Origin of the sequence: Bacteroides zhangwenhongii (assembly GCF_009193325.2) — a bacterium.
GTDB classification, from domain to species: domain Bacteria; phylum Bacteroidota; class Bacteroidia; order Bacteroidales; family Bacteroidaceae; genus Bacteroides; species Bacteroides zhangwenhongii.
Window position 1 is genome coordinate 1,569,016 of the sequence record NZ_CP059856.1, and the last position, 25,399, is coordinate 1,594,414.

Annotated in this window: 24 protein-coding genes and 2 tRNA genes; 6 read left to right on the forward strand and 20 right to left on the reverse strand. The window is 40.4% G+C overall.

Annotation, left to right across the window (positions count from 1 at the left end; all coding sequences use genetic code 11):
• Nucleotides 1–19 precede the first annotated feature (19 nt).
• Nucleotides 20–93 (forward strand) — tRNA-Arg (locus GD630_RS06195).
• Nucleotides 94–112: 19 nt separating this feature from the next.
• A tRNA-Arg gene (locus tag GD630_RS06200) sits at nt 113–186 on the forward strand.
• Between the two features lie 161 nt (nt 187–347).
• Here the strand turns inward: GD630_RS06200 and dapA are convergent.
• Nucleotides 348–1,241 carry a 4-hydroxy-tetrahydrodipicolinate synthase gene (gene dapA / locus GD630_RS06205; protein WP_007753443.1) on the reverse strand — a complete coding sequence of 298 codons (894 nt, stop codon included), beginning with the start codon at nt 1,239–1,241 and terminating at the stop codon, nt 348–350.
• A gap of 59 nt (nt 1,242–1,300) precedes the next feature.
• Nucleotides 1,301–3,301, reverse strand: coding sequence for an NAD-dependent DNA ligase LigA (ligA, locus tag GD630_RS06210; RefSeq protein WP_143866054.1), 2,001 nt, complete (start codon nt 3,299–3,301; stop codon nt 1,301–1,303).
• Between the two features lie 74 nt (nt 3,302–3,375).
• On the opposite strand from ligA, the gene trmD reads away from it, so the two are divergent.
• Entirely contained in the window at nt 3,376–4,053 is a 678-nt protein-coding gene (gene trmD / locus GD630_RS06215) for a tRNA (guanosine(37)-N1)-methyltransferase TrmD (protein ID WP_007753437.1), read from the forward strand.
• A 218-nt stretch (nt 4,054–4,271) separates the two neighbouring features.
• On the opposite strand, the gene GD630_RS06220 is transcribed toward trmD, so the two are convergent.
• The 5 genes from GD630_RS06220 to GD630_RS06240 form a co-directional block, all read right to left on the reverse strand.
• Nucleotides 4,272–5,183 carry a dihydroorotate dehydrogenase gene (locus GD630_RS06220; RefSeq protein WP_143866056.1) on the reverse strand — a complete coding sequence of 304 codons (912 nt, stop codon included), beginning with the start codon at nt 5,181–5,183 and terminating at the stop codon, nt 4,272–4,274.
• Nucleotides 5,171–5,947 (reverse strand): dihydroorotate dehydrogenase electron transfer subunit, encoded by a 777-nt coding sequence (locus GD630_RS06225; protein ID WP_143866058.1) that lies wholly within the window; start codon nt 5,945–5,947, stop codon nt 5,171–5,173. The genes GD630_RS06220 and GD630_RS06225 overlap by 13 nt, the downstream gene beginning before the upstream one ends.
• A gap of 77 nt (nt 5,948–6,024) precedes the next feature.
• The gene (locus GD630_RS06230) at nt 6,025–6,495 is read right to left on the reverse strand and encodes a helix-turn-helix domain-containing protein (protein ID WP_143866060.1); all 471 of its coding nucleotides are present in this window, start codon (nt 6,493–6,495) and stop codon (nt 6,025–6,027) included.
• Between the two features lie 1,168 nt (nt 6,496–7,663).
• A complete protein-coding gene (holA, locus tag GD630_RS06235; protein WP_143866062.1) occupies nt 7,664–8,683 on the reverse strand; it encodes a DNA polymerase III subunit delta in 1,020 nt (339 codons plus the stop codon).
• 21 nt (nt 8,684–8,704) lie between these two features.
• Nucleotides 8,705–9,481, reverse strand: coding sequence for an AMP nucleosidase (locus GD630_RS06240; protein WP_007760475.1), 777 nt, complete (start codon nt 9,479–9,481; stop codon nt 8,705–8,707).
• A gap of 62 nt (nt 9,482–9,543) precedes the next feature.
• On the opposite strand from GD630_RS06240, the gene GD630_RS06245 reads away from it, so the two are divergent.
• Complete coding sequence (locus GD630_RS06245) at nt 9,544–9,993, forward strand: type I restriction enzyme HsdR N-terminal domain-containing protein (protein WP_007753411.1); 450 nt, start codon at nt 9,544–9,546, stop codon at nt 9,991–9,993.
• A gap of 35 nt (nt 9,994–10,028) precedes the next feature.
• Here the strand turns inward: GD630_RS06245 and GD630_RS06250 are convergent, their stop codons facing one another.
• The 13 genes from GD630_RS06250 to GD630_RS06310 all read right to left on the reverse strand — a co-directional run bounded on the left by GD630_RS06250 (nt 10,029) and on the right by GD630_RS06310 (nt 22,599).
• Nucleotides 10,029–13,157, reverse strand: coding sequence for an efflux RND transporter permease subunit (locus GD630_RS06250; RefSeq protein ID WP_007760478.1), 3,129 nt, complete (start codon nt 13,155–13,157; stop codon nt 10,029–10,031).
• A gap of 46 nt (nt 13,158–13,203) precedes the next feature.
• Complete coding sequence (locus GD630_RS06255) at nt 13,204–14,313, reverse strand: efflux RND transporter periplasmic adaptor subunit (protein WP_182505720.1); 1,110 nt, start codon at nt 14,311–14,313, stop codon at nt 13,204–13,206.
• 37 nt (nt 14,314–14,350) lie between these two features.
• A complete protein-coding gene (locus GD630_RS06260; protein ID WP_143866064.1) occupies nt 14,351–15,748 on the reverse strand; it encodes an efflux transporter outer membrane subunit in 1,398 nt (465 codons plus the stop codon).
• Nucleotides 15,749–15,884: 136 nt separating this feature from the next.
• Nucleotides 15,885–16,715 (reverse strand): zinc ribbon domain-containing protein, encoded by an 831-nt coding sequence (locus GD630_RS06265; RefSeq protein ID WP_007760483.1) that lies wholly within the window; start codon nt 16,713–16,715, stop codon nt 15,885–15,887.
• Between the two features lie 5 nt (nt 16,716–16,720).
• Complete coding sequence (locus GD630_RS06270; protein ID WP_143866066.1) at nt 16,721–17,518, reverse strand: Nif3-like dinuclear metal center hexameric protein; 798 nt, start codon at nt 17,516–17,518, stop codon at nt 16,721–16,723.
• A gap of 82 nt (nt 17,519–17,600) precedes the next feature.
• Nucleotides 17,601–18,395 (reverse strand): ABC transporter permease, encoded by a 795-nt coding sequence (locus GD630_RS06275; RefSeq protein ID WP_007760493.1) that lies wholly within the window; start codon nt 18,393–18,395, stop codon nt 17,601–17,603.
• Between the two features lie 31 nt (nt 18,396–18,426).
• A complete protein-coding gene (locus GD630_RS06280; protein ID WP_143866067.1) occupies nt 18,427–19,047 on the reverse strand; it encodes an ABC transporter ATP-binding protein in 621 nt (206 codons plus the stop codon).
• A gap of 58 nt (nt 19,048–19,105) precedes the next feature.
• On the reverse strand, nt 19,106–20,656 hold the full coding sequence (locus tag GD630_RS06285; RefSeq protein WP_143866069.1) for an ATP-binding protein: 1,551 nt from the start codon (nt 20,654–20,656) through the stop codon (nt 19,106–19,108).
• Between the two features lie 152 nt (nt 20,657–20,808).
• Nucleotides 20,809–20,997, reverse strand: a complete 189-nt coding sequence (locus tag GD630_RS06290; protein ID WP_143866070.1) for a hypothetical protein — start codon at nt 20,995–20,997, stop codon at nt 20,809–20,811.
• A complete protein-coding gene (locus GD630_RS06295) occupies nt 20,997–21,191 on the reverse strand; it encodes a hypothetical protein (protein WP_143866072.1) in 195 nt (64 codons plus the stop codon). Before GD630_RS06295 ends, GD630_RS06290 begins: the two co-directional genes overlap by 1 nt.
• A gap of 12 nt (nt 21,192–21,203) precedes the next feature.
• Nucleotides 21,204–21,611 (reverse strand): hypothetical protein, encoded by a 408-nt coding sequence (locus GD630_RS06300; protein ID WP_143866074.1) that lies wholly within the window; start codon nt 21,609–21,611, stop codon nt 21,204–21,206.
• A complete protein-coding gene (locus tag GD630_RS06305; RefSeq protein ID WP_143866076.1) occupies nt 21,608–22,009 on the reverse strand; it encodes a hypothetical protein in 402 nt (133 codons plus the stop codon). The genes GD630_RS06300 and GD630_RS06305 overlap by 4 nt, the downstream gene beginning before the upstream one ends.
• 56 nt (nt 22,010–22,065) lie before the next feature.
• Nucleotides 22,066–22,599, reverse strand: a complete 534-nt coding sequence (locus GD630_RS06310) for a hypothetical protein (RefSeq protein ID WP_143866078.1) — start codon at nt 22,597–22,599, stop codon at nt 22,066–22,068.
• Between the two features lie 1,082 nt (nt 22,600–23,681).
• On the opposite strand from GD630_RS06310, the gene GD630_RS06315 reads away from it, so the two are divergent.
• Nucleotides 23,682–24,224 carry a ferredoxin domain-containing protein gene (locus tag GD630_RS06315; RefSeq protein ID WP_143866080.1) on the forward strand — a complete coding sequence of 181 codons (543 nt, stop codon included), beginning with the start codon at nt 23,682–23,684 and terminating at the stop codon, nt 24,222–24,224.
• A gap of 52 nt (nt 24,225–24,276) precedes the next feature.
• Complete coding sequence (locus tag GD630_RS06320; RefSeq protein WP_143866082.1) at nt 24,277–25,392, forward strand: agmatine deiminase family protein; 1,116 nt, start codon at nt 24,277–24,279, stop codon at nt 25,390–25,392.
• Nucleotides 25,393–25,399 lie beyond the last annotated feature (7 nt).

Sequence of the window (25,399 nt, forward strand, 5' to 3'; positions counted from 1 at the left end):
CTTTTTGAATTAACAGAATGGCCGCGTAGCTCAACTGAATAGAGTAGCTGACTACGGATCAGCCGGTTACAGGTTTGAATCCTGTCGCGGTCACAAGCAATTACTTATAAAAGGTCGCGTAGCTCAACTGAATAGAGTAGCTGACTACGGATCAGCCGGTTACAGGTTTGAATCCTGTCGCGATCACGAATCCTCTGCATTTCATGTGGAGGATTTCTTTTTTTGCCCCATTTCATCGAAAAAATTCACCCTTCACCCTTCATCCAACTATTGATAATAGAGAATGAAAAGGTGAAGGGCGAACCCTTGTTAGATAAATATATCAGAAATTGATATATCTCCTGTAATCAGCATTTAATATTCAGCTCATTCAAAACTTTACGAATAGCTTCAAACGTAGTAATGCGCGTAGGTACTAGTGGTAACCGAAGTTTATTTTCAATCATTCCCATTGCATTCAACATTGATTTCACACCGGCCGGATTCCCATCTACAAATAATAGATTAAACAATTCTGTAAATCGATGGTGGATAGCCAGCGCGTTAGCAAAGTCTCCTTGAAGAGCCAAGCGAGTCATACGGCTAAACTCACGGGGAAAAGCATTTCCTATTACCGAAATAACGCCAACAGCTCCTAAAGTAATAAGAGGGAAAGTGATGCCATCATCCCCGGATATAACATTAAAATTCTCAGGTTTATTTTTAATGATATCATCCATCTGTGTAATATTACCGGAGGCTTCTTTTATAGCAATCACATTACTGAAGTTACGTGCGATACGCAAAGTCGTTTCAGCAGTCATATTCACACCTGTACGTCCCGGAACATTATACAACACAATAGGAAGTTCCGTTGCTTCGGCAATAGCCTTATAATGCTGATAAATACCTTCTTGAGAAGGCTTGTTATAATATGGCACGACAGACAATATAGCATCGACTCCTGTGAAATCATCATTCTTCAATGTCTCCACAACAGCCCGAGTGTTATTACCACCTACACCTAGCAGAATAGGGACTCTTCCGTTAACGCGGTCAATCACCATTTTTTTAATAGTTTTCTTTTCTTCCTCAGTAAGAGTCGGCGTTTCAGCCGTAGTTCCCAGCACACACAGGAAATCCGCATTATTCTGTAATAGATAGTCTACCATACGCATTAGCGCGTCATAGTCAACACTCTCATCCTCTTTGAAAGGAGTAATCAGTGCTACCCCCATTCCTTTCAATTTAGTCTGTATCATGAGTTTTAATTATAATCTCTAATTTATTTAGCCGCAAAAGTACGAATATTTTTCATATCTTACGATATAAGTTTCAGAAATTCGTCTTCGCTTAATATGGTTATTCCTAATTTTTGCGCTTTTTCCAACTTTGCAGGTCCCATATTATCTCCAGCAAGAATAAAACTTGTTTTTGCGGAAATACTTCCCACATTTTTCCCTCCGTTTTTCTCAATAAGTTCTTTATATTCGTCACGCGAATGGTGGATAAACACACCGCTGATAACAATAGACTGTCCCGCTAACTTATCAGTATACCCACTCAAGTCTTCTTCAGTACGATAAAGCTGCAGCCCAGCTTCTTTCAACCTGTTCACCAACTCGCAATTAGCCTCATTTGCAAAATACGTAAGAATACTCTGGGCTATTTTCTCACCGATTTCATCGATACTTACTAATCTTTCAAGATCCGCCCGTTTCAACTCATCTATATTCTCAAACGACTTCGCAATCTTTTTTGCAACAGTTTCACCCACAAAGCGGATTCCCAGAGCAAAAATAACACGTTCGAAAGGAACTGTTTTGCTCCGGGCAATTCCTGTTACAATATTCTCAGCTGATTTTTCCCCCATACGCTCCAATCCTTTAATGTCGTCTATTGTGAGTTTATACAAATCAGCGGTATTATGAATTAAACCTAAGCGATAGAACATATCAACCGTCTCCGGACCTAAACCATCGATATCCATAGCTTTCCGACTAATAAAATGCTCTATCTTACCTTTAATCTGAGGAGGGCAAGCCGTTTCATTAGGACAATAATGAGCAGCTTCCCCTTCATACCTGACTAATTTACTGCCACATTCAGGACAGGTAGTGATGAACCTGACCTTCTCACCAACCATAAAACTACGTGCATCTACATCCACACCCGTGATTTTAGGAATAATCTCACCACCTTTTTCCACATAAACCATGTCTCCAATGTGCAAATCAAGTCCTTCGATTATATCAGCATTATGTAAGGATGCACGTTTCACGACAGTTCCCGAGAGCTGTACCGGATCCAAATTAGCCACAGGAGTAACAGCCCCCGTTCTACCGACTTGATAAGTCACTTTATTCAAACGAGTCAAAGCCCGCTCCGCCTGGAACTTGTAAGCGATAGCCCATCTGGGAGATTTAGCCGTAAACCCCAAATTCTTTTGCTGCCTCAAGCTATTTACCTTTAACACAATCCCATCCGTAGCAACCGGTAAGTTTTTACGTTCTACATCCCAATAATTTATAAATTCAAAAACCTCCTCTAATGTTTGACATTTACGCATTAAATCAGATATTTTAAAGCCCCATTTTGCCGCTTCCTGAAGATTTTCATAATGTCCGTCGCAAGGCAGATTATCTCCTAAAAGATAATATAAATACGCATCCAGTTTACGGGAAGCGACAATTGAAGAATTTTGCAACTTCAATGTTCCGGAAGCTGCATTTCTTGGATTAGCAAAAAGTGGTTCCTCACGGGCCTCCTTTTCTCGATTCAATGCTTCAAATACTTCCCACGGCATAAGAATCTCCCCACGAATTTCAAATGAGGCAGGATAGTTATCACCGTGAAGCACAAGCGGAATAGAACGAATCGTTTTCACATTATCCGTCACATCATCACCTTTCTCACCATCTCCACGAGTAACCGCCCGAACTAATTTTCCATCCTCATAAGTCAATGAGATTGATGTTCCGTCATATTTCATCTCACAGCAAATCTCAAAATCTTCATTAAGAGCCTTACGGACACGTTCATAGAAATCGGTGACTTCCTCCTCCGAATATGTGTTCGCCAATGATAACATAGGATATTTATGTGCTACCTGCGTAAAGTTCTTGTTCAAATCACTACCCACACGCATAGTGGGCGAATTCTCATCTTTATATTCCGGGTGAGCCTCCTCCAAATCCTGAAGTTCACGCATCTTGTCATCAAACTCCTTATCCGATATTTCAGGAGCATTCAACACGTAATAATTATAGTTATGCCGATGAAGTTCAGCACGCAATTCCTCTATTTTTCCTTTTATATCCATATTTCTTTGATTGTTTAAGGCAAAAATACAGGTTTATCTTTGAATATTTGTACTTTTGCGAAAAATTAAAGATTATGCGTATTGATATTATAACGGTTTTGCCCGAAATGATTGAGGGATTCTTCAATTGTTCCATTATGAAACGGGCTCAGAACAAAGGACTTGCAGAAATCCATATTCACAATCTGCGTGACTACACTGAAGACAAATACCGCCGTGTCGATGATTATCCTTTTGGCGGCTTTGCCGGAATGGTCATGAAAATAGAGCCTATCGAGCGTTGCATCAATGCTCTCAAAGCGGAGCGAGAGTACGATGAAGTAATCTTCACAACCCCCGACGGAGAACAATTCAACCAGCCTATGGCCAACAATCTGTCTTTAGCACAGAATCTTATTATCCTTTGCGGACATTTCAAAGGAATTGACTATCGTATCCGCGAGCACCTGATCACTAAAGAAATCAGTATCGGAGATTACGTCCTGACAGGTGGCGAATTAGCTGCGGCAGTCATGGCCGACGCTATTGTACGCATCATTCCGGGAGTCATCTCCGACGAACAATCTGCACTTTCCGATTCTTTCCAAGATAATTTGCTGGCAGCACCTGTATATACTCGCCCTGCCGACTATAAAGGCTGGAAAGTTCCCGAGATTCTTTTATCCGGTCATGAAGCCAAGATTAAAGAATGGGAACTGCAACAATCTTTGGAGCGTACAAAGAAACTTCGTCCCGACTTGCTGGAAGAATAAAAACAATATGTAAATAAAAACGACAGCAGGAAATGAGTTATTTCCTGCTGTCGTTTTTATTATATCCTCCGCTTGGAGATTTTAGCCTTCACTCTTCACACTAAACACAAACATCTTATTCGTTCACCATTTCATATTCAATCTCACAGATCAAAACTTGAAGGCAGAATAGCATTTTTCTCATATATCTAGTGCGAATAGTTATTGTATGTTTGCAGTTATACCTCAAGCGCACCTATAATTTCCTTCACAGACTTATATCCATGTCTATCTAAGTAATTATTTATACCATCTTCCACTTTGATGGTAACAGCCGGATCTATGAAATTTGCCGTACCGATCTGGATAGCAGATGCACCCGCAAGCATGAATTCAACCGCATCTTTCCAATCCATAATCCCGCCTAATCCTATGACAGGAATATTTACCGCTTTAGCAACTTGCCATACCATACGTAATGCGATAGGTTTTACGGCAGCTCCGGACATTCCACCTGTTATAGTGGATAAAATAGGACGTCTACGCTCCGCATCGATTGCCATTCCCAATAATGTATTGATTAATGATACACTATCTGCACCACTTTCTTCCGCTGCACGAGCTATTTCAGTGATATCTGTGACGTTTGGAGAGAGTTTTACGATAAGTGTCTTTTTGTAAGCAGAACGTACTGCTTTCACCACTTCTGACGCACCTTTTGCTGACACACCAAAAGCCATACCACCTTGCTTTACATTGGGGCAGGAAATATTTAACTCTATAGCAGGAATTTTGTCAAGTTCATTAATAATTTCGGCTGTTTTCACATAATCTTCGATAGTAGAACCCGAAACGTTTACAATCATATTCGTTTCTATGTCTTTTATGCGAGGATATATATGTTCTACAAAGTACTCAACGCCCTTATTTTGCAGTCCCACAGCGTTTAACATCCCCGAAGGAGTCTCAGCCATACGTGGATAAGGATTCCCTTCACGTTTGTGAAGAGTAGTACCCTTTACAATAATACCACCTATTCGCGCTATATCAATGAAGTCAGAGAACTCTTCACCGTATCCAAATGTACCGGATGCTGTCATCACCGGATTCTTCATTTTCAATTCGCCAATATTTACACTTAAATCTGCCATAATAGTTTCTTTATATTAAAAACAGGACCTTCTTTACATACACATAAGTGACCTTCTGTCGTATTTTCCACACAACATAAACATGCACCGATACCACAAGCCATCGTATTTTCCAAAGAGACTTCACATTCTATCTGATTACTTTTGGCATATTTTGCCACAGCCATCATCATAGGTTTGGGACCACAAGTGTAAATCTGCTCAAATTGTACTTTGCCTAATATAGAATGTTGAGTAACATATCCCTTTTCTCCGTAACTACCATCTTCAGTAGTAGTATACACCTCACCATATTTAGCGAATTCTTCCAACTGCAAAAGATCCTTATCACTACGAGCGCCTAAAAGAAAGGTAGGTTTATGACCGTTTTTAGCCAATTGCTCACCCAAAAACAACATAGGAGCTGTTCCGACACCTCCACCCACTAGCAGGAGCTTATCAGAGGCCTTTTGAGGCATTGTGTAGCCATTTCCTAACGGAAGTACCGTATTAATCACATCGCCTGATTTTACCTCTGCCAAACGTCTTGTACCATCTCCGACTAACTGGATCAGAAACCATACTTCATTTCGTTGTTTATCTACAAAGTTAATAGAAATAGGACGACGCAAGAATGTAGTAGGCGAACCGTCCACCCGGAGTTCGGCAAACTGCCCAGGAAACATTTCGGGCAGCAACGATGGAGATGTCAATTTTAGCAATACATAATTAGTATGCAATTTAATATTCTCCGTAACCGTCAGATCTAAAATAAATTTCTTCATGTATGGATATAAAAAGTATAAATTCGTATTCCGGGTGCAAAGATACAGGAATTTGCTCAAACGAGCGATTTTACCTCTTATTTTTCAGGTCTAAACGTTTCATAGGTATTATCATCAAAGAAAATTCTTATTTCAGTGATTTTCCTAACAGGCTTTTCTATATACCTAATTTCCTGTTTTACAACCTCTTTAGCTACATTTTCAGTGCCTCTTAATGCAATTTCCTTGCGATTTTCCAGACCAATCGTCTCTTTGGTCGAATTTACAGGATTCTCGTCAAACAAAGAAGGTTGATAATCTCCATTAGAAGATACCAATGAAGCACTTTCTGCAGAAGCAAGCATTTCACCTTTTCCATATAATAGCCATTCGAGATTTACATAGCTATAAGTCTGGTGAACTTTCATGACTACTTCCAGACTCGGTTTATTTCTATCATTTAAAATATGAGAAAGAGTAGACTGCTGAACCCCGATTGTTTCGGCAAAAACTCTGGGGGGAACCTTTTCCCTTTCCATAATCATTCTAATTCTGTCTTTTATTTCCATACTGCCTTTATTGAAAGTTATAATTCCACGCACTAAATGATGTTTTCACAAAAATATATCAAAGTTTAAACACAATACAAAAGTAAACATTTAAATTCACAAAAGCAAATTACAATTATAAAAATATTGATATCACAAAACTATATTATTATTCACATTTGAAATATTACGATTGTATACATAGATAAAAGAGCCTATTTACATATCATAGTCATTGTTTAATAAATACACGTTACCATCTGATAATAAGTAAATTACACATAACAATAATGAGTAAAAACAGTGATATTCACAAAAATAAATGCCACATAAAGTTCTAATTTACAGTTCAAAATCAAATAATGGTATATATATAACTGATATTTAATGATATGGCATACCTATAAATAACTATTAATCACTCTCCTACTACATTTATACTAAATACTCTATCTTTGTAAACTATCTATTTTACATTTATACAACCAGCTAATAAAGTATAAATGTATAACATTCACAAGAGTATTAATTACAAATATATAACACAAAATACACAAACGTAAATAGAAGAAGTTGCACTTGCAATAAAATAAAGAAAAAAAGCTATTATTCACGAATGTATATTATGGTTTCTTCAAATCATCTTTGACATTCTAACCTAAAAGACCAAATCCTTGCAATATTTCCGTCCATTAGCCCATTTCGATGTTTTTTTTCAATTCTAGGAAGGTCTAATTCTGCATAATACATTGTTATACAAATATTTACTTCACATTTTATGACTCTGTTTTTTAGTTTAAATAGAGAAAAGCAAGAAAATCACCACTATTAATCTCCAAACTATCAAAATGATATTTAAAGCAAGATAGGAATTCAAATTTTTCTGTGAAGTTTCTTGTGAAGAGAAAAACGCCTATTCGACGAAAGAATGATATTTGGGACACCACCGAATAAAATTGAGATGAATGAAAAGGAGATGAATGAATAAATGAAAAAGTCCAAAGGATGAGGAAGTAGCCATGAAAAGATAAGGAAAGTATATAGAAATTATTGTTCGTTTTTTTATTCAAAATATAGACTTACACCGTCCAAAAGAAAACATATTTCAGAGGATATAAGAAAAGACATCTACTTTATTCTATTTATAGTAAAAGTAGATGTCTTCTCTTATATACCAAAAACGCTCCTACTAATGCAAAATATTAAACACTAATTCGCGAAGAATATCTCCATCTGTCATTGAACTGTTCTTTACTCCCTTTGACTTTGCATCCGCATATCGTATTTCACCAACGATTTGCATTGTCTTTACACCAGTATATTTTCTCATAGCAGCTATATAATCTTTAGCCTGCCAAGTCGTTTTCAGTCCTAACATATTAGCAACTCCCTGCTCTGATTTATCAGGCGCATAATATGCCAACATCAGATTAGAATAGAAGTTGAACAACAGTGACAAAGTCATCTGTATTGGATTCGTTTTCGGGTTTTCCTCAAAATATTTTATTATCTTATTTGCTTTAAGGATATCCTTTTCGACAAGTGCGCTCCGCAATTCAAAGTTATTATAATCCTTGCTTATACCGATATTCTTTTCTATCTGCTCAGGTGTTACACGTCTCTGACCAGCAGGTAAAGTGATGATCAGCTTTTCCAGTTCCCCCGTCAGTCGGCTCAAATCAGAACCTACAAAATCAGCCAACATGGCTGTTGCCTTAGGCTCCATATCCACACCTTTACGCTTCATATAAGAAGATATGAAAGCAGGAAGTTGGGCCTCTTTTATTTTTTTCGATTCAAACAATACGCCCACCTTTTCAATTTCGGCTGCTAACTTCTTTCTACGATCCAACGTACCATGCTTATGGCATATTACCAGAATAGTAGACAGGAGTGGTTTTTGAAGATAATAAGACAACTCTTCCATATTGCGGATTGCCTGCGCCTCCTTTACCACTACCACCTGATGTTCGGACATCATCGGATAACGCTTTGCTGCATTTATGACAGTAGCCACATCTACATCGGCACCATATACCACGGTTAAATTGAACTCCTTTTCCGTTTCATTCAACACATTATTTGTTATATAATCTGCAATCAGGTCGATATAATACGATTCTTCCCCCATCAAATAATAGACAGGACGATATTGTTTAGCACTCAACTCCTTGAGAATATCATCACACGTCAGTTCTTGTTTTGCCATAATATCTTTCAAGACCGGGAATTACCAGTCAAATTTCAAGTGTTTTACAGTTTTCTTTTCATCAATAATCATACGCAAAGAGGCAATACCTATTTCCACATGTTCTTCCACATAATTTTTGGTAACCAGGCTATCGCTCTTGTCTGTTTTCACCCCATCCGGAGTCATCGGTTGATCGGAAACCAACAGCAATGCACCGGTAGGAATATGATTGGCAAAGCCACAACTAAACAATGTTGCCGTTTCCATATCAACTGCCATTGCGCGAGTCTTTTTCAGATACTCCTTGAATGTTTCATCATGTTCCCAAATACGACGATTCGTAGTATAAACAGTTCCTGTCCAATAGTCACGTCCATAGTCACGAATCGATGAAGAAACGGCACGCTGCAACATAAATGCAGGCAACGCCGGAACCTCAGGCGGAAAATAGTCATTAGAAGTTCCCTCGCCACGAATTGCCGCAATGGGAAGAATCAAATCTCCAAGATGATTCTTCTTGTCGATACCACCGCATTTACCAAGAAACAGACATGCCTTCGGGCGGATAGCACCCAGCAAATCCATGATAATGGCGGCATTAGGGCTCCCCATACCAAAATTAATCATTGTAATTCCTTCGGCACTGGCAGAAATCATATTAGCATCCCTACCCAATATTGGGACATCAAATTGATTGGCGAAAATCTCTACGTACTTGTTGAAGTTAGTCAACAGTATATACTCTCCAAAATCCTCCAAGTTACGTTTTGTGTAACGTGGCAGCCAATTAGCTACGATTTCTTCTTTTGTTTTCATAATTTCATTAAATTTGCGGTTCCAAATAAAGGAACCCGTTATTTAACTTACAAAAATAATAAATGTTATCGTTAAACCTACCAGTATTCGACACTAAAATAAACGTACGAAACGGAAAAAATGTAATTTTTGACGTGATTCGCAAACGATATGTCGCCCTTACTCCCGAAGAATGGGTACGACAACACTTTGTACACTTTCTTATTGCACACAAAGGATACCCATCCGCTCTATTAGCGAACGAAGTAATGGTGAAGCTGAACGGTACAACTAAAAGATGCGATACAGTACTCTACCGGAGAGACCTGTCCGCCCGGATGATTGTGGAGTATAAAGCTCCCCATGTAGAAATCACGCAAGCCGTTTTCGATCAGATTACCCGATACAATATGGTACTGAAAGTAGATTACCTGATTGTCAGCAACGGAATGCAGCACTATTGCTGCCGCATGGATTATGAAAATCAGAGCTATACTTTTCTGAGAGATATTCCGGACTATGCTTCTTTATAAATCGATCATTACATGAAACCTACGGGATGATTACATCATCCCGCCACCTTCTTTTTCCCACCGAATTTCTCTTGCAATTTCTGCATCAGCTCATAGAAATTAGGTACATAAACCGTAGCCAGCAACGTATTCATTGCCATACCGAATACCACTGCAGCCCCCAGTGCGATACGGCTTTCCGCACCTGCACCGGTAGCAAACAACAACGGCATTACTCCCAAAACGAAAGCAAATGATGTCATTAAAATCGGTCGCAGACGAACATGTCCCGCTTCAAACGCCGCATCACGGATAGAATTCCCCTCAGCGCGGAAATCACGGGCAAACTCCACAATCAGAATTCCGTTCTTTGCCGAAAGCGCAATCAACAGGATAATACCAATCTGCGTATAAATACTTACCGGAGTCCCCATTATCAGACAACCAATCATCGCTCCCAACAATGCTACCGGCAAACCAATAACCGCCGCTACCGGACTAGTCCAACTTTCGTACTGCGCAGCCAACACTAAAAATGCAACAATCAAAGCCATGACCAGAACAATGGTCGTTGTATTCCCAGCCTGCGTTTCCTGGTATGCAACAGAAGTCCATTCATACCCGAATTCATCACCTAACTGTTCCTTGAACAAAGCCTCCATCTCTTGAATAGCCTGCCCCGTACTGCTTCCCGGAGCCACATTGCAGGTCAAAGCCGCAGTAGAATACATATTATACCGGTTAATCTGATCTTGCCCCAACTGTTCTTCTACTTTAGTAAAAGAAGAGAAAGGCACCATCTCTCCCGCAGAATTCGGCACACTCAACTTCAGCACATCATCAATCACCCTTTGCGCCTGATCACGCGCCTCGATCTTCACCTGATAGATACGTCCGAACTCTACAAAATCATTCACATACGCCGCTCCCATATAATATCCCAGCGTAGAAAAGACATCATTCAAGGCAATACCCATAAATTGAACTTTATCCCGATCGATATTCAAAAAATACTGCGGTACATTTGCTTGATACTGGCTGGATATAGAAGCCAGAGCAGGTTTTGTATGGTAAGAAGCCAATAAAGCATCGATAGCCTGCTGCATCTCCGTAGGTCCCAGATTTTTCCTATCCTCTACCTGAAGCTGCAGACCTCCCGAAGCTCCTAATCCCGGAATAGCCGGTGGAACCATAGCAAACACCTGCCCAGCTTGAATTGTCATATACGCCTCACCGTTGAAACGGTTGACTACAGCGGCAGCCGTGTGCTCCTTCCCTTTCCTTTCGTTCCAGTTTTTCAGTACGACAAAATAAGTAGCCGAATTACTCTGCTCACCACCTCCCATAACGGAAAAACCGGTAATACCTATATAGTTTTGTACCTCAGGGTACGAATCAAGTATGGCATTAATTTGATTTCCAACCGCTTGTGTACGCTCCAGACTGGCAGCAGGAGGCAATTGAACCACAGCAATGAAATATCCGTCATCTTCATCGGGAACAAACGTAGAAGGCCAGCGCATAAATAGAAGAACGGCAATAACTGTCAAAATGGCATAAGAGATAAAACTAAATCCCGGTCGTTTAAGCAGCCATTTAACGATTCCGTCATATACTCCCTGCGTTTTATCATAAGCCTTATTGAATCCCCGATAGATAAAAAATTTGGAAGGTTTGCTCTTTTCGAGAAAAAGCGCGCAAAGCGCAGGTGTCAACGTCAATGAATTAAAACCGCTCAACACGGTCGAAGCAGCAATAGTCAACGCAAACTGCTTATATAGCTGGCCGGAAATTCCACTAATCAACATAGTAGGAACAAATACGGCAAGCAACACAAGAACCACGCCGACAATAGGGCCGGTAATCTCTCCCATCGCTTTTGTTACCGCTTCGCGAGGCGAGTATTGTCCGGTTTCCAGTAACCTCGAAGCGTTCTCCACCACCACTATCGCATCATCCACCACAATGGCGACTGCCAAAATCAATCCGAACAACGTCAATGTATTGATAGAGAAGCCAAATGCCGCCATCACAGCAAGAGTACCAATCAAAGAGACCGGAATGGTGAGACAAGGAATAATAACCGCCCTCCAATTCTGAAGGAACAAGAAAATAACAAGCACCACCAGCAAAGTAGTCTCAAAGAACGTCACCATCACTTCATCAATGGAAGCATGAATCACATCCGTTGTATCCAACGTAACGTTATAAGTAACACCTGACGGAAAGTTCGCTCCCAATTCCTCCATTTTGGCTTTCACCCCTTTCGATACATCCAATGAGTTGGATCCCGGTTGCTGATAAATAGCGATGGCAGCCGTAGGTTTCCCATTCAGCCGGGATACCACTCCATAAGAAGCAGAACCCAGATCAATCCGTGCAATATCTTTCAGGCGAAGCATTGCTCCGTCCTTTTCCGTACGGATGATGATATTGCCAAACTGTTCCGGTGAGGTAAGTCTCCCCTGCACATTCAACGTATACTGAAACGCATTCTTATTATCCTGTCCGATAGGTTGACCGATATACCCGGCAGAAACCTCTACGTTCTGCGCCTGAATGGCCTGATAGACTTGTTGCGGTGAAATATTGCGAATCCGCATAGCTTCAGGATCCAGCCAGACACGCATAGAATAATCTCCGGCTCCCATGACATTTACCGCACCGACCCCCGGCACACGGGTTAATTGGTCGACAAGATTTAATTTCGCATAGTTGGTAAGGTACAAACTGTTATAGACAGAATCCTGCGAAGCCATCGTCAAGAACATAACGATGTTCGAAGATTGTTTCTGTACAGTCACTCCCTGCACCACCACCGGTTCCGGAAGTGATGATTGCGCGATACTCACCCTGTTTTGCACTTGCACGGTTGCCATGTCAATATCCGTTCCAACGGCAAAAGTGATAGTCAGGGAGTATGCTCCCGAAGATGAAGAGTTGGAAGACATATAAAGCATACCATCTACTCCATTCACCTGCTGTTCGATAGGAATACCTACCGTTTGGGCTACCGTCTCGGCATTTGCACCCGGATAAACGGCCGATACTTGTACCGTCGGTGGTGTAATCTCCGGAAATTGCGCTACCGGCAATATATTTAGTGTCACCAGACCGGCTACCACAATAAGCAATGCAAGCACCGTAGCGAAGATCGGTCGGTTTATAAAAAATTTAGAAAACATAGATCTATAAGTTTAGGATTAATACTTGAAATGAAAGAACTACTCTTTAAGGTACAGGCTTTACCTTCATTCCATCTCTGACTTTCATCAGAGCTTCCGTGACATACCGCTCTTGAGGAGAAATGCCCTCCAATACCTGACGCAGGGTATCACCCATTAACTGCCCCACCTCAATATGACGGTAACGAACTATGTTCGAGTCATTTACGACATACAGAAATTTACCTAACTGATCCGTTCCTATAGAAGCTTCCTTCACCAATACAGCATTTGAGGCTTCGCCATAAGGAAGAGTTATGCTCACATACAACCCGCTTTTCAAAAGCCCTTTCGGATTATCAAAATTAGCGCGTACCATCAATGTTCCCGTACTCATATCCACATTCGGGGATAAATAATCCAACACGGCAGGATAAGACTCCGTGCCATCCTTACCTAATTGTACCATAATCTTTTGCGGCAGGTTCTTTGCCGATTGATTGTCATTCATCGCCATGCCCAACCACTGATTGTCCGCTACATTAAAATACGCATACATCTGATTATCCTTATAGATAGTAGCCAAAGTAACGGGCTGTAAAGATCCTCCCACATAACTCCCTATGTCCACAGTCGATTTCGTGATAGTCCCGTCAAACGGAGCACGCACATAACAATATCCCAGATTCGTATGCGCCGTACTCAAAGCGGCTTCCGCATTATTCACAGCCGCGATCCCCTCTGTCACATTGGCTTCCGACTGTAGCAGTTGTATCTGACTCACCGCATCACTTTTGATAGCCTCTTTCATACGGCTGTAATTACTGCGTGCGTACTCCAGCTGCGCCTGAGCTGTTTGCAGATCCGCTTTCGCCTGTTCCACCTTATCCTTATATAATGTAGGCTCGATGACAAAAAGTAACTGTCCTTTCTTTACCCTTCCTCCCGGAGTATAGGAGGTAGACTGCAAAGTCCCGTTTACCCTGGCCACAAGATTTACCGTTTGCTCCGTTGTCAGGTATCCCGGGTAATCTTTCGTCAGAGTAATGTCCTTCACTACCGGTTTAGCCACGCTAATTTCAGGAGTAGGCATTCCTCCCATTGCTCCTGTGCTTTTCTTCTCCTTGCATCCTGTCAATATGGGTAGCGCAAGAAAGATATACATTAGTTTTTTCATATCCGTTCGGTTATATTTTTTATTTATAGATTCTTTTTTATTCTCTCCAGCCTCCGCCCAATGCTTTATAAAGGGTTATCAGTTGTAATAACGAACTGCCTTCCGCTTGCACCAGCTGATTCTCATAAGATAGCAGAGAACGTTGGGCGTCGAGCACATTCTGGAACGGTGAAAGCCCCTGTTTATAAAGTTCTAAAGAAAGTTTCAACGTCTCCACACCTTGATTGCGCACCTCCCTCAACGCCACAATCTGCTTGATGGAATTACGATAAGCATTCATCGCATTATCCGTTTCCTGCACAGCAGTCAGAACCGTTTGATTAAATTGATTGATCGTTTCGTCCAATTGAGCTTTTGCCAGTCTGGTGGCATTTACCAATTGTCCTCCACTGAAGATTGTCCAACTCAATGCCGGAGCAATCTCATAAGTCATGCTTTTACTCTTCACCAGATCCTTTAAATCGCGGGCAGCATAGCCAAACGAACCTTTCAGAAAAACTTTCGGCAACCAATCGGCCTTAGAAGCTCCGAGTAACGCTGCCTGCGCATTCACATTCCGTTCCGCACTCCGTACATCGGGTCTTCTCAATAATAAATCGACAGGCATACCCACTCCGATCGGTTCCATATAATCGGGTAAAGTCCCCACCGTTTCCAGCACCGGACGAATCTCCTGAGGATACATTCCAAGCAAAACGGCTAGTGTCGTGATATACTGGTTGATACCTGCTTCCAATTGTGGAATGGACGCTCTCGTGCTATACAAAACCGACTTAGCCTGTGCCACGTCCAATTTAGCAACAAGTCCGGTGTTATAACGTACTTCCGTGATTTTCAGCACTTTTTCCTGCGAAGCGACATTCTTCTTCACCACCTCAAGCTGCTGCTGAAATTCCCGTAGATTGATATAAGCTGAGGCCACCTCGGCCGCCATAGAAATCATCACCCCCGTATACTCCTCTTTACTTGCAGCAAAATTCTCTTTCTGCGCTTTCACACGCTTACGGATACTGCCGAATACATCCACTTCCCAACTCATACTGAGTGATGCGCCATAATAATGTTCCGTAGATTGAGGAGCGGTACTGATATTGCCGCTTGTCTCCTCGCGAGTCCATCCGGCATTCAATCCGATAGAAGGGAAAAAGTTACTGCGCTCCATCCAAAGATTGGCACGAGCAGCAGATATGCGGTTAATAGCCATCGCAACAGAGAAATTGCGGTCTACCGCCAAAGCGATCAGAGAATCCAGCTTGGTGTCCCGGAAAGATTTCCACCAATAATCATCCACAGGAAGCGTCTGTTGAAATACTTGTCCACTCTCCTCCCATTCATCAGGAAGAGGCGCCTTCAGATAACGGTTTGCAGTTTGCCCAACCGCAGATACAGTAGAAAAAAACATAAAGAGCGATATGCCCCACATTCGTATATTCATATCAGTTCAGGTTTTTATGAAATGATATGATAACAACCAAAGGTTTGGTTTGTTTATTTTGGGTATGTTAAGAAAGGGGATAAAAAAAGCCCCGCATGATGCGGAGCTTTGAAATATATAATCAAAAAGCGGTAGATTATTCTGCACTTTTTCTTCTGATCGCTCTTTTGGTTGTTGGCGCGGGAGCTTCTTCAGCCTTGTGTTCAATCTGTACACCAGCCAATTCCGGGTCAATCATGATACGTCCGCAATATTCGCAAACGATCACCTTCTTACGAGAGCGGATATCCAATTGTCTCTGAGGCGGAATCTTGTTAAAGCAACCACCGCACGCGTCACGTTGTACATATACGATACCCAGTCCGTTACGAGAATTTTTACGTATACGTTTGAATGACTGCAATAGACGCGGCTCAATTTTAGTTTCCAGATCTTTGGCTTTGTCTCTCAACTTTTCTTCTTCCTGCTTGGTTTCAGAGATAATCTCATCCAACTCGCTCTTCTTCTGTTCGAGGTCTTTTTGTCTTTCATCCAAGACCTGTTCGTTTTTCACAACTTCACCCTCTTTCTCTTCTTTGTCTGCAGAATACTCCTTGATTCTCTTCTCACAAAGCTCGATCTCCAACGTCTGGAATTCAATTTCTTTTGTCAGGAAGTCATATTCACGGTTGTTGCGAACATTGTCTTGCTGTGACTTATATTTTTCAACCGAAGCCTTAGCCGTTTCAATCTCTACCTTCTTACCGGCAATAGCAGCTTTCAATTCATCTACTTCAGCTTTAATCTTGTCGATACGAGTACTCAAACCGGCAATCTCATCTTCAAGGTCTTGCACTTCCAACGGAAGTTCACCTCTCAATGTTTTGATCTCGTCAATCTTAGACAACATAGTTTGCAGCTGGAACAGTGTCTTCAGTTTCTGTTCTACCGTCAACTCATTCGGATCTTTTTTTGCTTCTCTAGCCATTTTACTTATAAATATTTTATGGGATTCGTATTTATTTTACTCGATTGGAGTGCAAAATTTGGAAATAAATCCCGGATTATAGAATAAAAAATTTCTTTTGTATATTGTTCGCTTTCATAATGACCGATTTCCGCCATCAGAATATCGCCCTCATGACCAAAATAATCATGATATTTAATTTCACCCGTGATAAAGACATCCGCACCTGCCCGGATGGCCTGTGGAAGCAAAAAAGCTCCTGCGCCACCACACAACGCTACTTTCTGTATCTCCCTGCCTGTCAGTCTATTATGACGTACACAGCCTACCTCAAAAGTTTTCTTTATACGTTTCAGGAATTCAAGTTCTGTTTCAGGTTCATCCAATTCGCCCACAATACCCGCACCTGCCTGCGTCAAGTCGTCTTGCAGGCTGTTCTCTTTCGGTTCAAGCACTTGCAGATTCTTCAAACCTATTTTTTCAGCTATCTTATAGTTAACTCCCCCGTATGCATTATCCAGATTAGTATGCGCTGAATAGATCACAATATCATTCTTTATTGCCTTCAGTATGCAACGTTCCACATAATCTTTGCCCGTAATGGATTTATAGCCTTTGAAAATGAGCGGATGATGTGATATAACGAGGTTGTACCCCAATGCGATAGCTTCATCCAGCACTGCTTCGGTAACGTCAAGACACAACAAAGCCCCTGTTGCTTCCGCTTCTGTCAATCCGATTTGCAGGCCGGCATTATCAAATCCGTCTTGCAATGGCAGAGGCGCGAATCGTTCAAGGGCGCTTACTATTTGCTTAATTTTCATTATTGATAGAAAATTTGGTTGCAAAGATAATAAATTAAATAGTTATGCGCATAACTTCCTCATCGTTTTTTTCGTGTGACTGTCATTTCTTGGATTCTTTAGTCACTTCCAACAGTTTTCCGTATGCATCGAACGAACGTCGTGAAGCCAATGAGATAGTAATCATCAACGACAACATGGATGCGGCGAAAGTAATCACCATAATCATCATTTGATATTTGATAGCGACATTCGGGCTGCTTCCCCCCAGAATCTGCCCGATCATCGTACCGGGAAAAGCAACCAGCCCCATGACCGCGATATTCGCAATCAAAGGACTGAAAGATTTAATAATGGCCTGCCGGATAAATGGAGCTTGGGCTTCCTGCCTTGTAGCCCCATTCCCCAATAAATACCGATACAATTGTTGTTCACGTTTCAGCCCGCTATAATAGGTATTCAAAGCGATAACATTGCTCGACAACATATTCCCCATCAGAATACCGAATATCGGAATAAAATATTGGGCACTGAAAATATTATCCAATTGAAGGACAACCCCGATAAAGTAAAGCCCTATTAACACAACACTACAGAAAAAGCCGACCGTAATGGGGATTAACAGAATACTTCGTTTCAACTGGGTACGTACCAATGCGGTTTGTCCGGCTACAAATATCATAACGACCACCCAAAGGAAATTAATAAAAGGATTATTCCATAAAAAGAGGTATTTCAGATACATACCGATAAGAAACAGTTGGATAATCATCCGTAATGTGCCAATCACAGCAGGTTTTAGCAGTCCTGTCTTGAATTTCCACAGATAAAAGAATGGAATGGCAAGCAGAAGCAAACCTACAAGAAGATTATAATATGATATGTCAATCGTTCCCACTATATAGTTTAGTATTCTATCTGGTTCTTAATTATAGTTCTATTACATAATGGCATCCCGCTGCAAAGTCTTTGTCGTGAGATACCGCCAACACTGCCGCCCCTCTTTCTGCCTGCCGCCGAAAAAAAGACAATACTTTATCAGTCGCCCCCGCATCCAATGTAGACGTCGGTTCGTCAATGATAATCAACGGTTTATCAAGCATTGCAGCCACAGCCAATGTTATACGCTGGCGCTGTCCGCCGGATACCTCATTCACTCTCTTTGCATATAATTCGTGTTCCAAACCCAATTCGTCAAAACAAGCGTATAATCTCTCCTCCGAAAAGGGTACGGAACGATTCACTTTCAGCTCAAACGGAAGGGTAACCATATCTTTCACCCACTCAAACGGCAGTGCCAATTCTTGGGGAATCCATGCAATCTGTCGCCGGACGACATCTATGGTCGATATATCCAGCAATGTCCCTCCCACTTGAATGGTCCCTTCTCTTAACGGCACAAATCCCATCACCGCATTCAACAATGAAGTTTTTCCGCAACCGGACTGCCCCACGATGCAAGCGGTTTCTCCCTGTTCCAGATTCAGATTAAAACCGGAGAAAAGCACTTCTGTCCCAAAAGCAATACAGGCATTATTGATATGCAACATGACTCATCTTTCTAAAATTCTCATCAAAAGCACATAAGAAACATTCATATTATAATACTTATTCCACTATCCATCTTTCAATATTCCGAGTCTTGGCACTAAAATTCACTCCTACCTTAAAAATCCTTCGCCCGTCATTTTCAAAGGGCCTAGCATAATGCTTCTCATTTATCTGCTGTAAAGCCTCCTCAGCCGTACCTTCTAATTTAAACTCCATAATATAAATAAACTTATCTGTTTGCAAAAGGAGATCAATACGTCCTTGACTAGTATGATATTCCGCTTTTACATAAAAACCGACAAGTTTAAATACGATAAAAAGAACATTTTGATAATGTAATTCCAGATCACGAATCAATTCATAGGGAGTATCCGCAAAGAAGCTTTGAAGACGATGGAAGAAAGAGTTGTAGTCTCCGGATTCTACCTCACGGACAAACTTCTGAATTTCAAAAGAAGCTTCTACAGCACTGGTATTAGCGTAAAAAGGCATAAGATATTTTACAAACCCTTCTTCCACCTCACGATTCGGGAAACCTAAACGATAACTATCAAAACGGTTGTCGTAACCTTTAATCGTCAAATAACCACTCTGATAGATTACAGGAATAGGATTATCGGAAGTGGAATCAATACTATTCAGAACATCGGCACTAGTTTCTTCATGTGCCATTCGGTGAAGATCATAATGATGTTTTTTCAATAATTCAACCAAATAGGTAGGTGTACCCGTTTCAAACCAATAGTTACCAAACACATTATATTTGAGAGTATTCAATACGCTAAATGGATTATAGATACCCACTGAGTTATGAGTAAAATGATAGCCGTCGTATCTTTCACGCATTTCAGTGCATATTCCATCATACGTCAACCCTTGCTCGTCAGCAAATTCATGCAGTTCAGTTTCAAAATTTTCATAGAGTTCACGTTCACTGATTCCACATATCTCTACATATTGCTGACGCATAGAGATATCCTCCAAATTATTCAAATCACTAAATACACTTACTTTACCAAACTTAGTTACTCCGGTAAGCATAGCAAATCTGATACAGCCGTCCTTGCTTTTCAAAGCTCCATAAAAAGCTTTTAATGTATTACGAAAACTCTCTTGAAGTACATCATTGCCGATAGCTTGCAACATGGGTTTATCATATTCATCCACGAGAATAACAACACTTTGCCCCTCCTTCTCACAGGCACGTCCGATTATCCCCTCAAAACGCATGGCAAGAGAGGTCTCGGCAGGTTCGGCTCCATACATTTTCTCCCACTCCACTAATACACGATTCAGTTTATTTTCCAAACTTGCCGGTGTATCATATTTTTCTGTGTTAAGGTCAATATGAAGAATAGGATATGTAAGCCATTCCTTTTCCAATTTTTTTATAGCCAACCCCTCGAATAATTCTTTCTTTCCTTGAAAATAAGCTTCAAGTGTAGAAAGCAGCAAACTTTTCCCAAAACGACGAGGGCGGCTCAAGAAATAATAGCTACCCGTTTTTGCCATTTGGTAGATCAAAGCCGTTTTATCTATATAGCAATAGCCTCCTTTTCGTATCTTTTCAAAGTTCTGTATGCCAATCGGATATATCTTATTACTCATTTATACTCATATTTTTAGAGTTGATAGATACAAAGATAAGCTTTTTCTACTCAATAAAACAAAGTCGGGTACAAAAAAACTTTTGTACCCGAGAACTTAAAACTAAGAATGACTTTTATTCTTGTCTGTTTTTACTTCTTCTTTTGTCATTTTCATACGTTATGTCCGTTTATCCATTTATCTTTATCATGCTCTTCTTGTTTTTTCTTATTTGCCCGTGAAAGCAAATATGCACCAAGTCCCCCGAAAAACACAGGTCCTATGATACTATTTCCTTGCGAAGCAGCCCCTACAAAAGAAAGTATTCCTAAAATCAATAATATCCAGCCCAGTATTCTCATTATTTATTCTCCTTATCTATATTAACAAAACTCACATCCTTTTTCTTTGAACACAAAACAATAATCAGTCCTAATATCACATTGATTAAAGCAAAGAAAAAAGCCCATCCAAAGCCAATCTTACGATTGCGCCCCATACATCCAACTCCATAAGCCAATGCTACAGCAACTACTAATAAAAATATTCCTTCCATATCATATTTCTTTTAGATATTAATATTCAATTCTTTTTCTGCACGCTCTTTTAGAAGAATGAGTTCACGATAGTTATATTTATTCTCAACTATCAGAGCGAATATCTCGGTCGCTTTATCAAACAAAATCAAATTTGTAGAAAAATTATCCGGATGGCATTTTCCTTTAAGTTCATCATAAAGTTTTTTAGCTCTAAATGCACTGTCCATTATATTTTTGAAATCAGGCTCTTTTCCTTTCTGTTGCAAGTGACGTTTCAAGTCCAAACGCTCTGAATGAAAATATGTCCAAAGCATCCCAATTAAACAAATAAAAAATATTATAATCCCAATGATGCAATACAACCACATTTTGTCCAACTCTTTCGTTGTTTCTACTATTGGATGTAAATTTTCTATTTCCAAGCTATCTGCTCTCATGTCAATAACCCTCCTATACTTGCATAGTCTATCAATTTCCAACGGCATCCATATATGCCACTATCATCATGCACTTCTAACGTATCCCAGCCAAGAGCAACCAATCGTCTAACCAATATTGTATCGTTCAATATTGTTTGTCCAATAAACATCATTTCATCTTTAGATAAAGGACGACCAGAAAGAGCTTGGATACGAAAGCCTGAATTCATCCATGCGGAAAATTGATGTTTATATTCTCTGTTTCCTTTTGAAAGACTTACCTTAAGCATTGTCGGAGCTACTCCTTGTATAAAAGATTCACGAGCAGCAGCGTTGAAACTGCGAATCAATCTACTACGTTCTGAACGATCATTAAACCAATCCAGGATATTATTCCAAATATTATCAATTTGCATAATATAAAATATTAGAATGATATTCTTATTCAAACCTATTCAAACCGCATCCTTATTTAATCCACTCCGAAACATGAAACAATTAGCATTTTTTCGTCAACTTTATTCGGATTATTTATGGTTATACCATATTCACCTTCACCTATGTTATTTATTGTGAGCAAGTATGAACTAGTTCCATATTTTTTACCAGAAAAGGAGACATATTTAAAATGATTTTCGGATACGTTACCCGTTATTTCATTTTGTTTTGCTACAGTAGCTTTCCTTGTCTTTCCAACTGAAAATTTAAATACCCGAACAATAGACATGGGGTCAGTATTATTATCTACAGCCCGAACTATTAATTGTATTTTTCCTTTAGATAATCTTATTGACGATTTTTTCCCTTGAACATAAATCTTCTTCTCAAGCCCCATTAGCTGGTCTTTCACTTTGACTTGAGCATTTACTTTTTCCAATACAATTCCCTCTCCGTCTTTCGATAAAGCCACGACTTCACCTATAAAATCAGGTTCTGTCAAAGACGTTTGTGCGTTACCGTTTAAATAGAAACAAAAACTAATCAGTAATAAAAAACTCAATTTCATAATTATAAGTTTTTGCCCTCAGATTCCCGAATCGGACGATTCATATTCTTAGAAAAGTATTTATTATAAAAAGAAAAGCGCGGGAATCTGTACCTGTTACTCGTCCCGCTGTTTGAGGCCTTCGAACTGCCCGCAGTAGTCTGAACGAGCAACGCAGAAGCCCACGCCGATATGTATAAACTAAGAACACTTTTTCTATAAAAAGTATTCTTATAGATATAAACATATCCCGCAGACATCTACTGTTGCTTTGTTTTGACTACTGTTTAAAGTGTTCGAAGTTCCAAACAGCCAAAGACAAAACGTCAAGTAAACGTCTTTCTTTAATATAACAATCCCCCACCCATCTACCTTTATACAAAGATATCGGCGTGGAAAACGACACAAATATACAATAAAAATATCAATTCATCTATACCATATATTATAATATTTCTTAGCCATTCCGGAAAGCAATAAGAGTTGAAGCGCGCATACCTTACATTTCATACAAAAGCTAACGGTAGTTCATGTATCAATCAACATACAATATATTGTATATCAACTAGTTTGTCACATTATCAAATAAACATTCAAACCGTTCTACTCTAGTGAACAGATCTGTTTACTAGAGTAGACAGTACTGTTCACTCTAGTGCACGAAACCATTCACTATAGTGGAACGATTGAAATGCAAGCTAAATAATCCATCAATGATGGCTAAATAATCCGTCAATGGCGGCTAGATAACCCAACAATATAAGTAGCTTCACCTATAAACAACCGTTAGATTGTAATGAGAGATATATGAGAAATGTATGAGAGATACATGGAAAAACCATGAGAGATGCATGAAAACAAAACATCTCTCATTGCAGCATATTACTGATAATATGAACATTACATCCAATTTATGAGAGATATGAGAGATGAAATAAAAATAAATCTCTAGTAGCCTAAGCCTAAGTTCAAGTTATAAATGCGACACTATTTCCTTTTATATCAGTGGCTTTTTCAATAACCTCTATTATTTAAACAAAGCACTTATTCATCTCTTCGAATAAAATATTATCTTTGCCTGACTAATTAATTCTAGAAAAGTTATGATACTAAACGAAAGAGACGCTCGTCATGAGCACATACTGCAAGCAGCACGCCAGATAATGACCGCTGCACGCACTGCCCCCAAAGGAAAAGGGATAGATATTATTGAAGTGGCGCTAATTACCGATGAAGAAATCAAGCAATTATCGGACACTATGATAAAGATGGTGGAAGAACATGGAATGAAATTCTTTCTACGGGATGCAGACAACATACTAAATGCCGAATGCGTTATATTAATAGGAACGCGCGAGCAAGCACAGGGACTGAATTGCGGTCATTGCGGATTCTCAACTTGCGCCGGACGTACAGAAGGCGTTCCATGTGCCCTGAATAGTATTGACGTAGGTATTGCGATAGGCTCTGCCTGTGCAACAGCAGCCGATCTGCGTGTAGATACACGGGTAATGTTCTCTGCCGGACTTGCAGCACAACGTCTGAACTGGCTGAAAGACTGCAAAACGGTAATGGCGATTCCGGTAAGCGCATCATCAAAAAATCCGTTCTTCGACCGGAAGCCAAAACAGGAGAACAAAGATTGATATCATACTCGCAAAAAAGAAATAGATATAAATAACTAAATAGAAAAGTCTGATGGGAATCATGGTTGGATTGCCCAGCCCTAGCGGCTCGGAGAAAGATTTGCAATTAAACTTCGGTAAAAATATGACCGTACAGGTAGAAATGAGAGCACCTTATCTGCCTGCCGAATGGCATACGCAAAGCGGCATACAATTGACGTGGCCGCACGCCGGTACGGATTGGGCATATATGCTGGAAGAAGTACAGCAATGTTTCATAAATATCGCCCAAGAAATAGCAAAACGGGAACTGTTACTAATCGTCACCCCCGAACTTGAAAAGGTGAAGCAACAAATAGCTGCTACCGTCAATATGAACAATGTACGCTTTCTGCAATGTGCCACCAACGACACTTGGGCACGTGACCACGGAGCTATAACCATGATTGACACAGGTACTCCCTCATTGCTAGACTTCGCATTTAACGGCTGGGGACTAAAATATGCTTCCGAACTGGACAATCAAATCACCAGGCAAGCCGTAGAAGCCGGAGCTTTAAACGGCCAATACGTCAATCGGCTTGATTTCATACTCGAGGGTGGCTCTATCGAGAGCGATGGAATGGGCACACTGCTCACCACTTCCGAATGTCTGCTCTCTTCCAACCGTAATGAGCGTCTTAACCAAGTGGAGATAGAAGATTATTTAAAATCGGTTTTCCATCTCCAGCAAGTCCTTTGGTTGGATCACGGCTACCTTGCAGGCGATGATACCGACAGTCATATTGATACTTTAGCCCGTTTCTGCTCTACCGACACCATCGCCTACGTGAAATGTGAAGACAAAGAGGACGAGCATTATGGAGCGCTACACGCTATGGAAGAACAATTAAAAACATTCCGCACATTGGCCGGAGCTCCCTATCGTCTGTTAGCTTTACCTATGGCGGACAAGATAGAAGAAGATGGAGAGCGTCTTCCCGCCACATACGCCAATTTTCTGATTTTAAATGACGCCATCCTCTACCCGACTTACAATCAGCCGCAAAATGACAAGAAAGCAGGTGAAGTGTTGCAACAAGCATTTCCGGGACGGCAAATAGTCGGAATAGATTGTCGAGCCCTAATCAAGCAGCATGGTTCTTTGCATTGCGTCACCATGCAATATCCAACAGGAGTTATAAAATAAATAATTA

What these genes read in the sequence shown, in the direction of transcription:
- trmD (WP_007753437.1), top strand. Translation starts at nt 3,376, where the DNA reads ATGCGTATTGATATTATAACGGTTTTGCCCGAAATGATTGAGGGATTC.
- GD630_RS06270 (WP_143866066.1), bottom strand. Translation starts at nt 17,518, where the DNA reads ATGAAAATTAAGCAAATAGTAAGCGCCCTTGAACGATTCGCGCCTCTG.
- GD630_RS06290 (WP_143866070.1), bottom strand. Translation starts at nt 20,997, where the DNA reads ATGAGAATACTGGGCTGGATATTATTGATTTTAGGAATACTTTCTTTT.
- GD630_RS06295 (WP_143866072.1), bottom strand. Translation starts at nt 21,191, where the DNA reads ATGGAAGGAATATTTTTATTAGTAGTTGCTGTAGCATTGGCTTATGGA.
- holA (WP_143866062.1), bottom strand. Translation starts at nt 8,683, where the DNA reads ATGGCAAAACAAGAACTGACGTGTGATGATATTCTCAAGGAGTTGAGT.
- GD630_RS06245 (WP_007753411.1), top strand. Translation starts at nt 9,544, where the DNA reads ATGTTATCGTTAAACCTACCAGTATTCGACACTAAAATAAACGTACGA.
- GD630_RS06250 (WP_007760478.1), bottom strand. Translation starts at nt 13,157, where the DNA reads ATGTTTTCTAAATTTTTTATAAACCGACCGATCTTCGCTACGGTGCTT.
- GD630_RS06260 (WP_143866064.1), bottom strand. Translation starts at nt 15,748, where the DNA reads ATGAATATACGAATGTGGGGCATATCGCTCTTTATGTTTTTTTCTACT.
- GD630_RS06255 (WP_182505720.1), bottom strand. Translation starts at nt 14,313, where the DNA reads ATGAAAAAACTAATGTATATCTTTCTTGCGCTACCCATATTGACAGGA.
- GD630_RS06265 (WP_007760483.1), bottom strand. Translation starts at nt 16,715, where the DNA reads ATGGCTAGAGAAGCAAAAAAAGATCCGAATGAGTTGACGGTAGAACAG.
- GD630_RS06220 (WP_143866056.1), bottom strand. Translation starts at nt 5,183, where the DNA reads ATGGCAGATTTAAGTGTAAATATTGGCGAATTGAAAATGAAGAATCCG.
- GD630_RS06310 (WP_143866078.1), bottom strand. Translation starts at nt 22,599, where the DNA reads ATGAAATTGAGTTTTTTATTACTGATTAGTTTTTGTTTCTATTTAAAC.
- GD630_RS06230 (WP_143866060.1), bottom strand. Translation starts at nt 6,495, where the DNA reads ATGGAAATAAAAGACAGAATTAGAATGATTATGGAAAGGGAAAAGGTT.
- GD630_RS06225 (WP_143866058.1), bottom strand. Translation starts at nt 5,947, where the DNA reads ATGAAGAAATTTATTTTAGATCTGACGGTTACGGAGAATATTAAATTG.
- GD630_RS06285 (WP_143866069.1), bottom strand. Translation starts at nt 20,656, where the DNA reads ATGAGTAATAAGATATATCCGATTGGCATACAGAACTTTGAAAAGATA.
- GD630_RS06300 (WP_143866074.1), bottom strand. Translation starts at nt 21,611, where the DNA reads ATGAGAGCAGATAGCTTGGAAATAGAAAATTTACATCCAATAGTAGAA.
- ligA (WP_143866054.1), bottom strand. Translation starts at nt 3,301, where the DNA reads ATGGATATAAAAGGAAAAATAGAGGAATTGCGTGCTGAACTTCATCGG.
- GD630_RS06280 (WP_143866067.1), bottom strand. Translation starts at nt 19,047, where the DNA reads ATGTTGCATATCAATAATGCCTGTATTGCTTTTGGGACAGAAGTGCTT.
- GD630_RS06320 (WP_143866082.1), top strand. Translation starts at nt 24,277, where the DNA reads ATGGGAATCATGGTTGGATTGCCCAGCCCTAGCGGCTCGGAGAAAGAT.
- GD630_RS06305 (WP_143866076.1), bottom strand. Translation starts at nt 22,009, where the DNA reads ATGCAAATTGATAATATTTGGAATAATATCCTGGATTGGTTTAATGAT.
- GD630_RS06315 (WP_143866080.1), top strand. Translation starts at nt 23,682, where the DNA reads ATGATACTAAACGAAAGAGACGCTCGTCATGAGCACATACTGCAAGCA.
- GD630_RS06240 (WP_007760475.1), bottom strand. Translation starts at nt 9,481, where the DNA reads ATGAAAACAAAAGAAGAAATCGTAGCTAATTGGCTGCCACGTTACACA.
- dapA (WP_007753443.1), bottom strand. Translation starts at nt 1,241, where the DNA reads ATGATACAGACTAAATTGAAAGGAATGGGGGTAGCACTGATTACTCCT.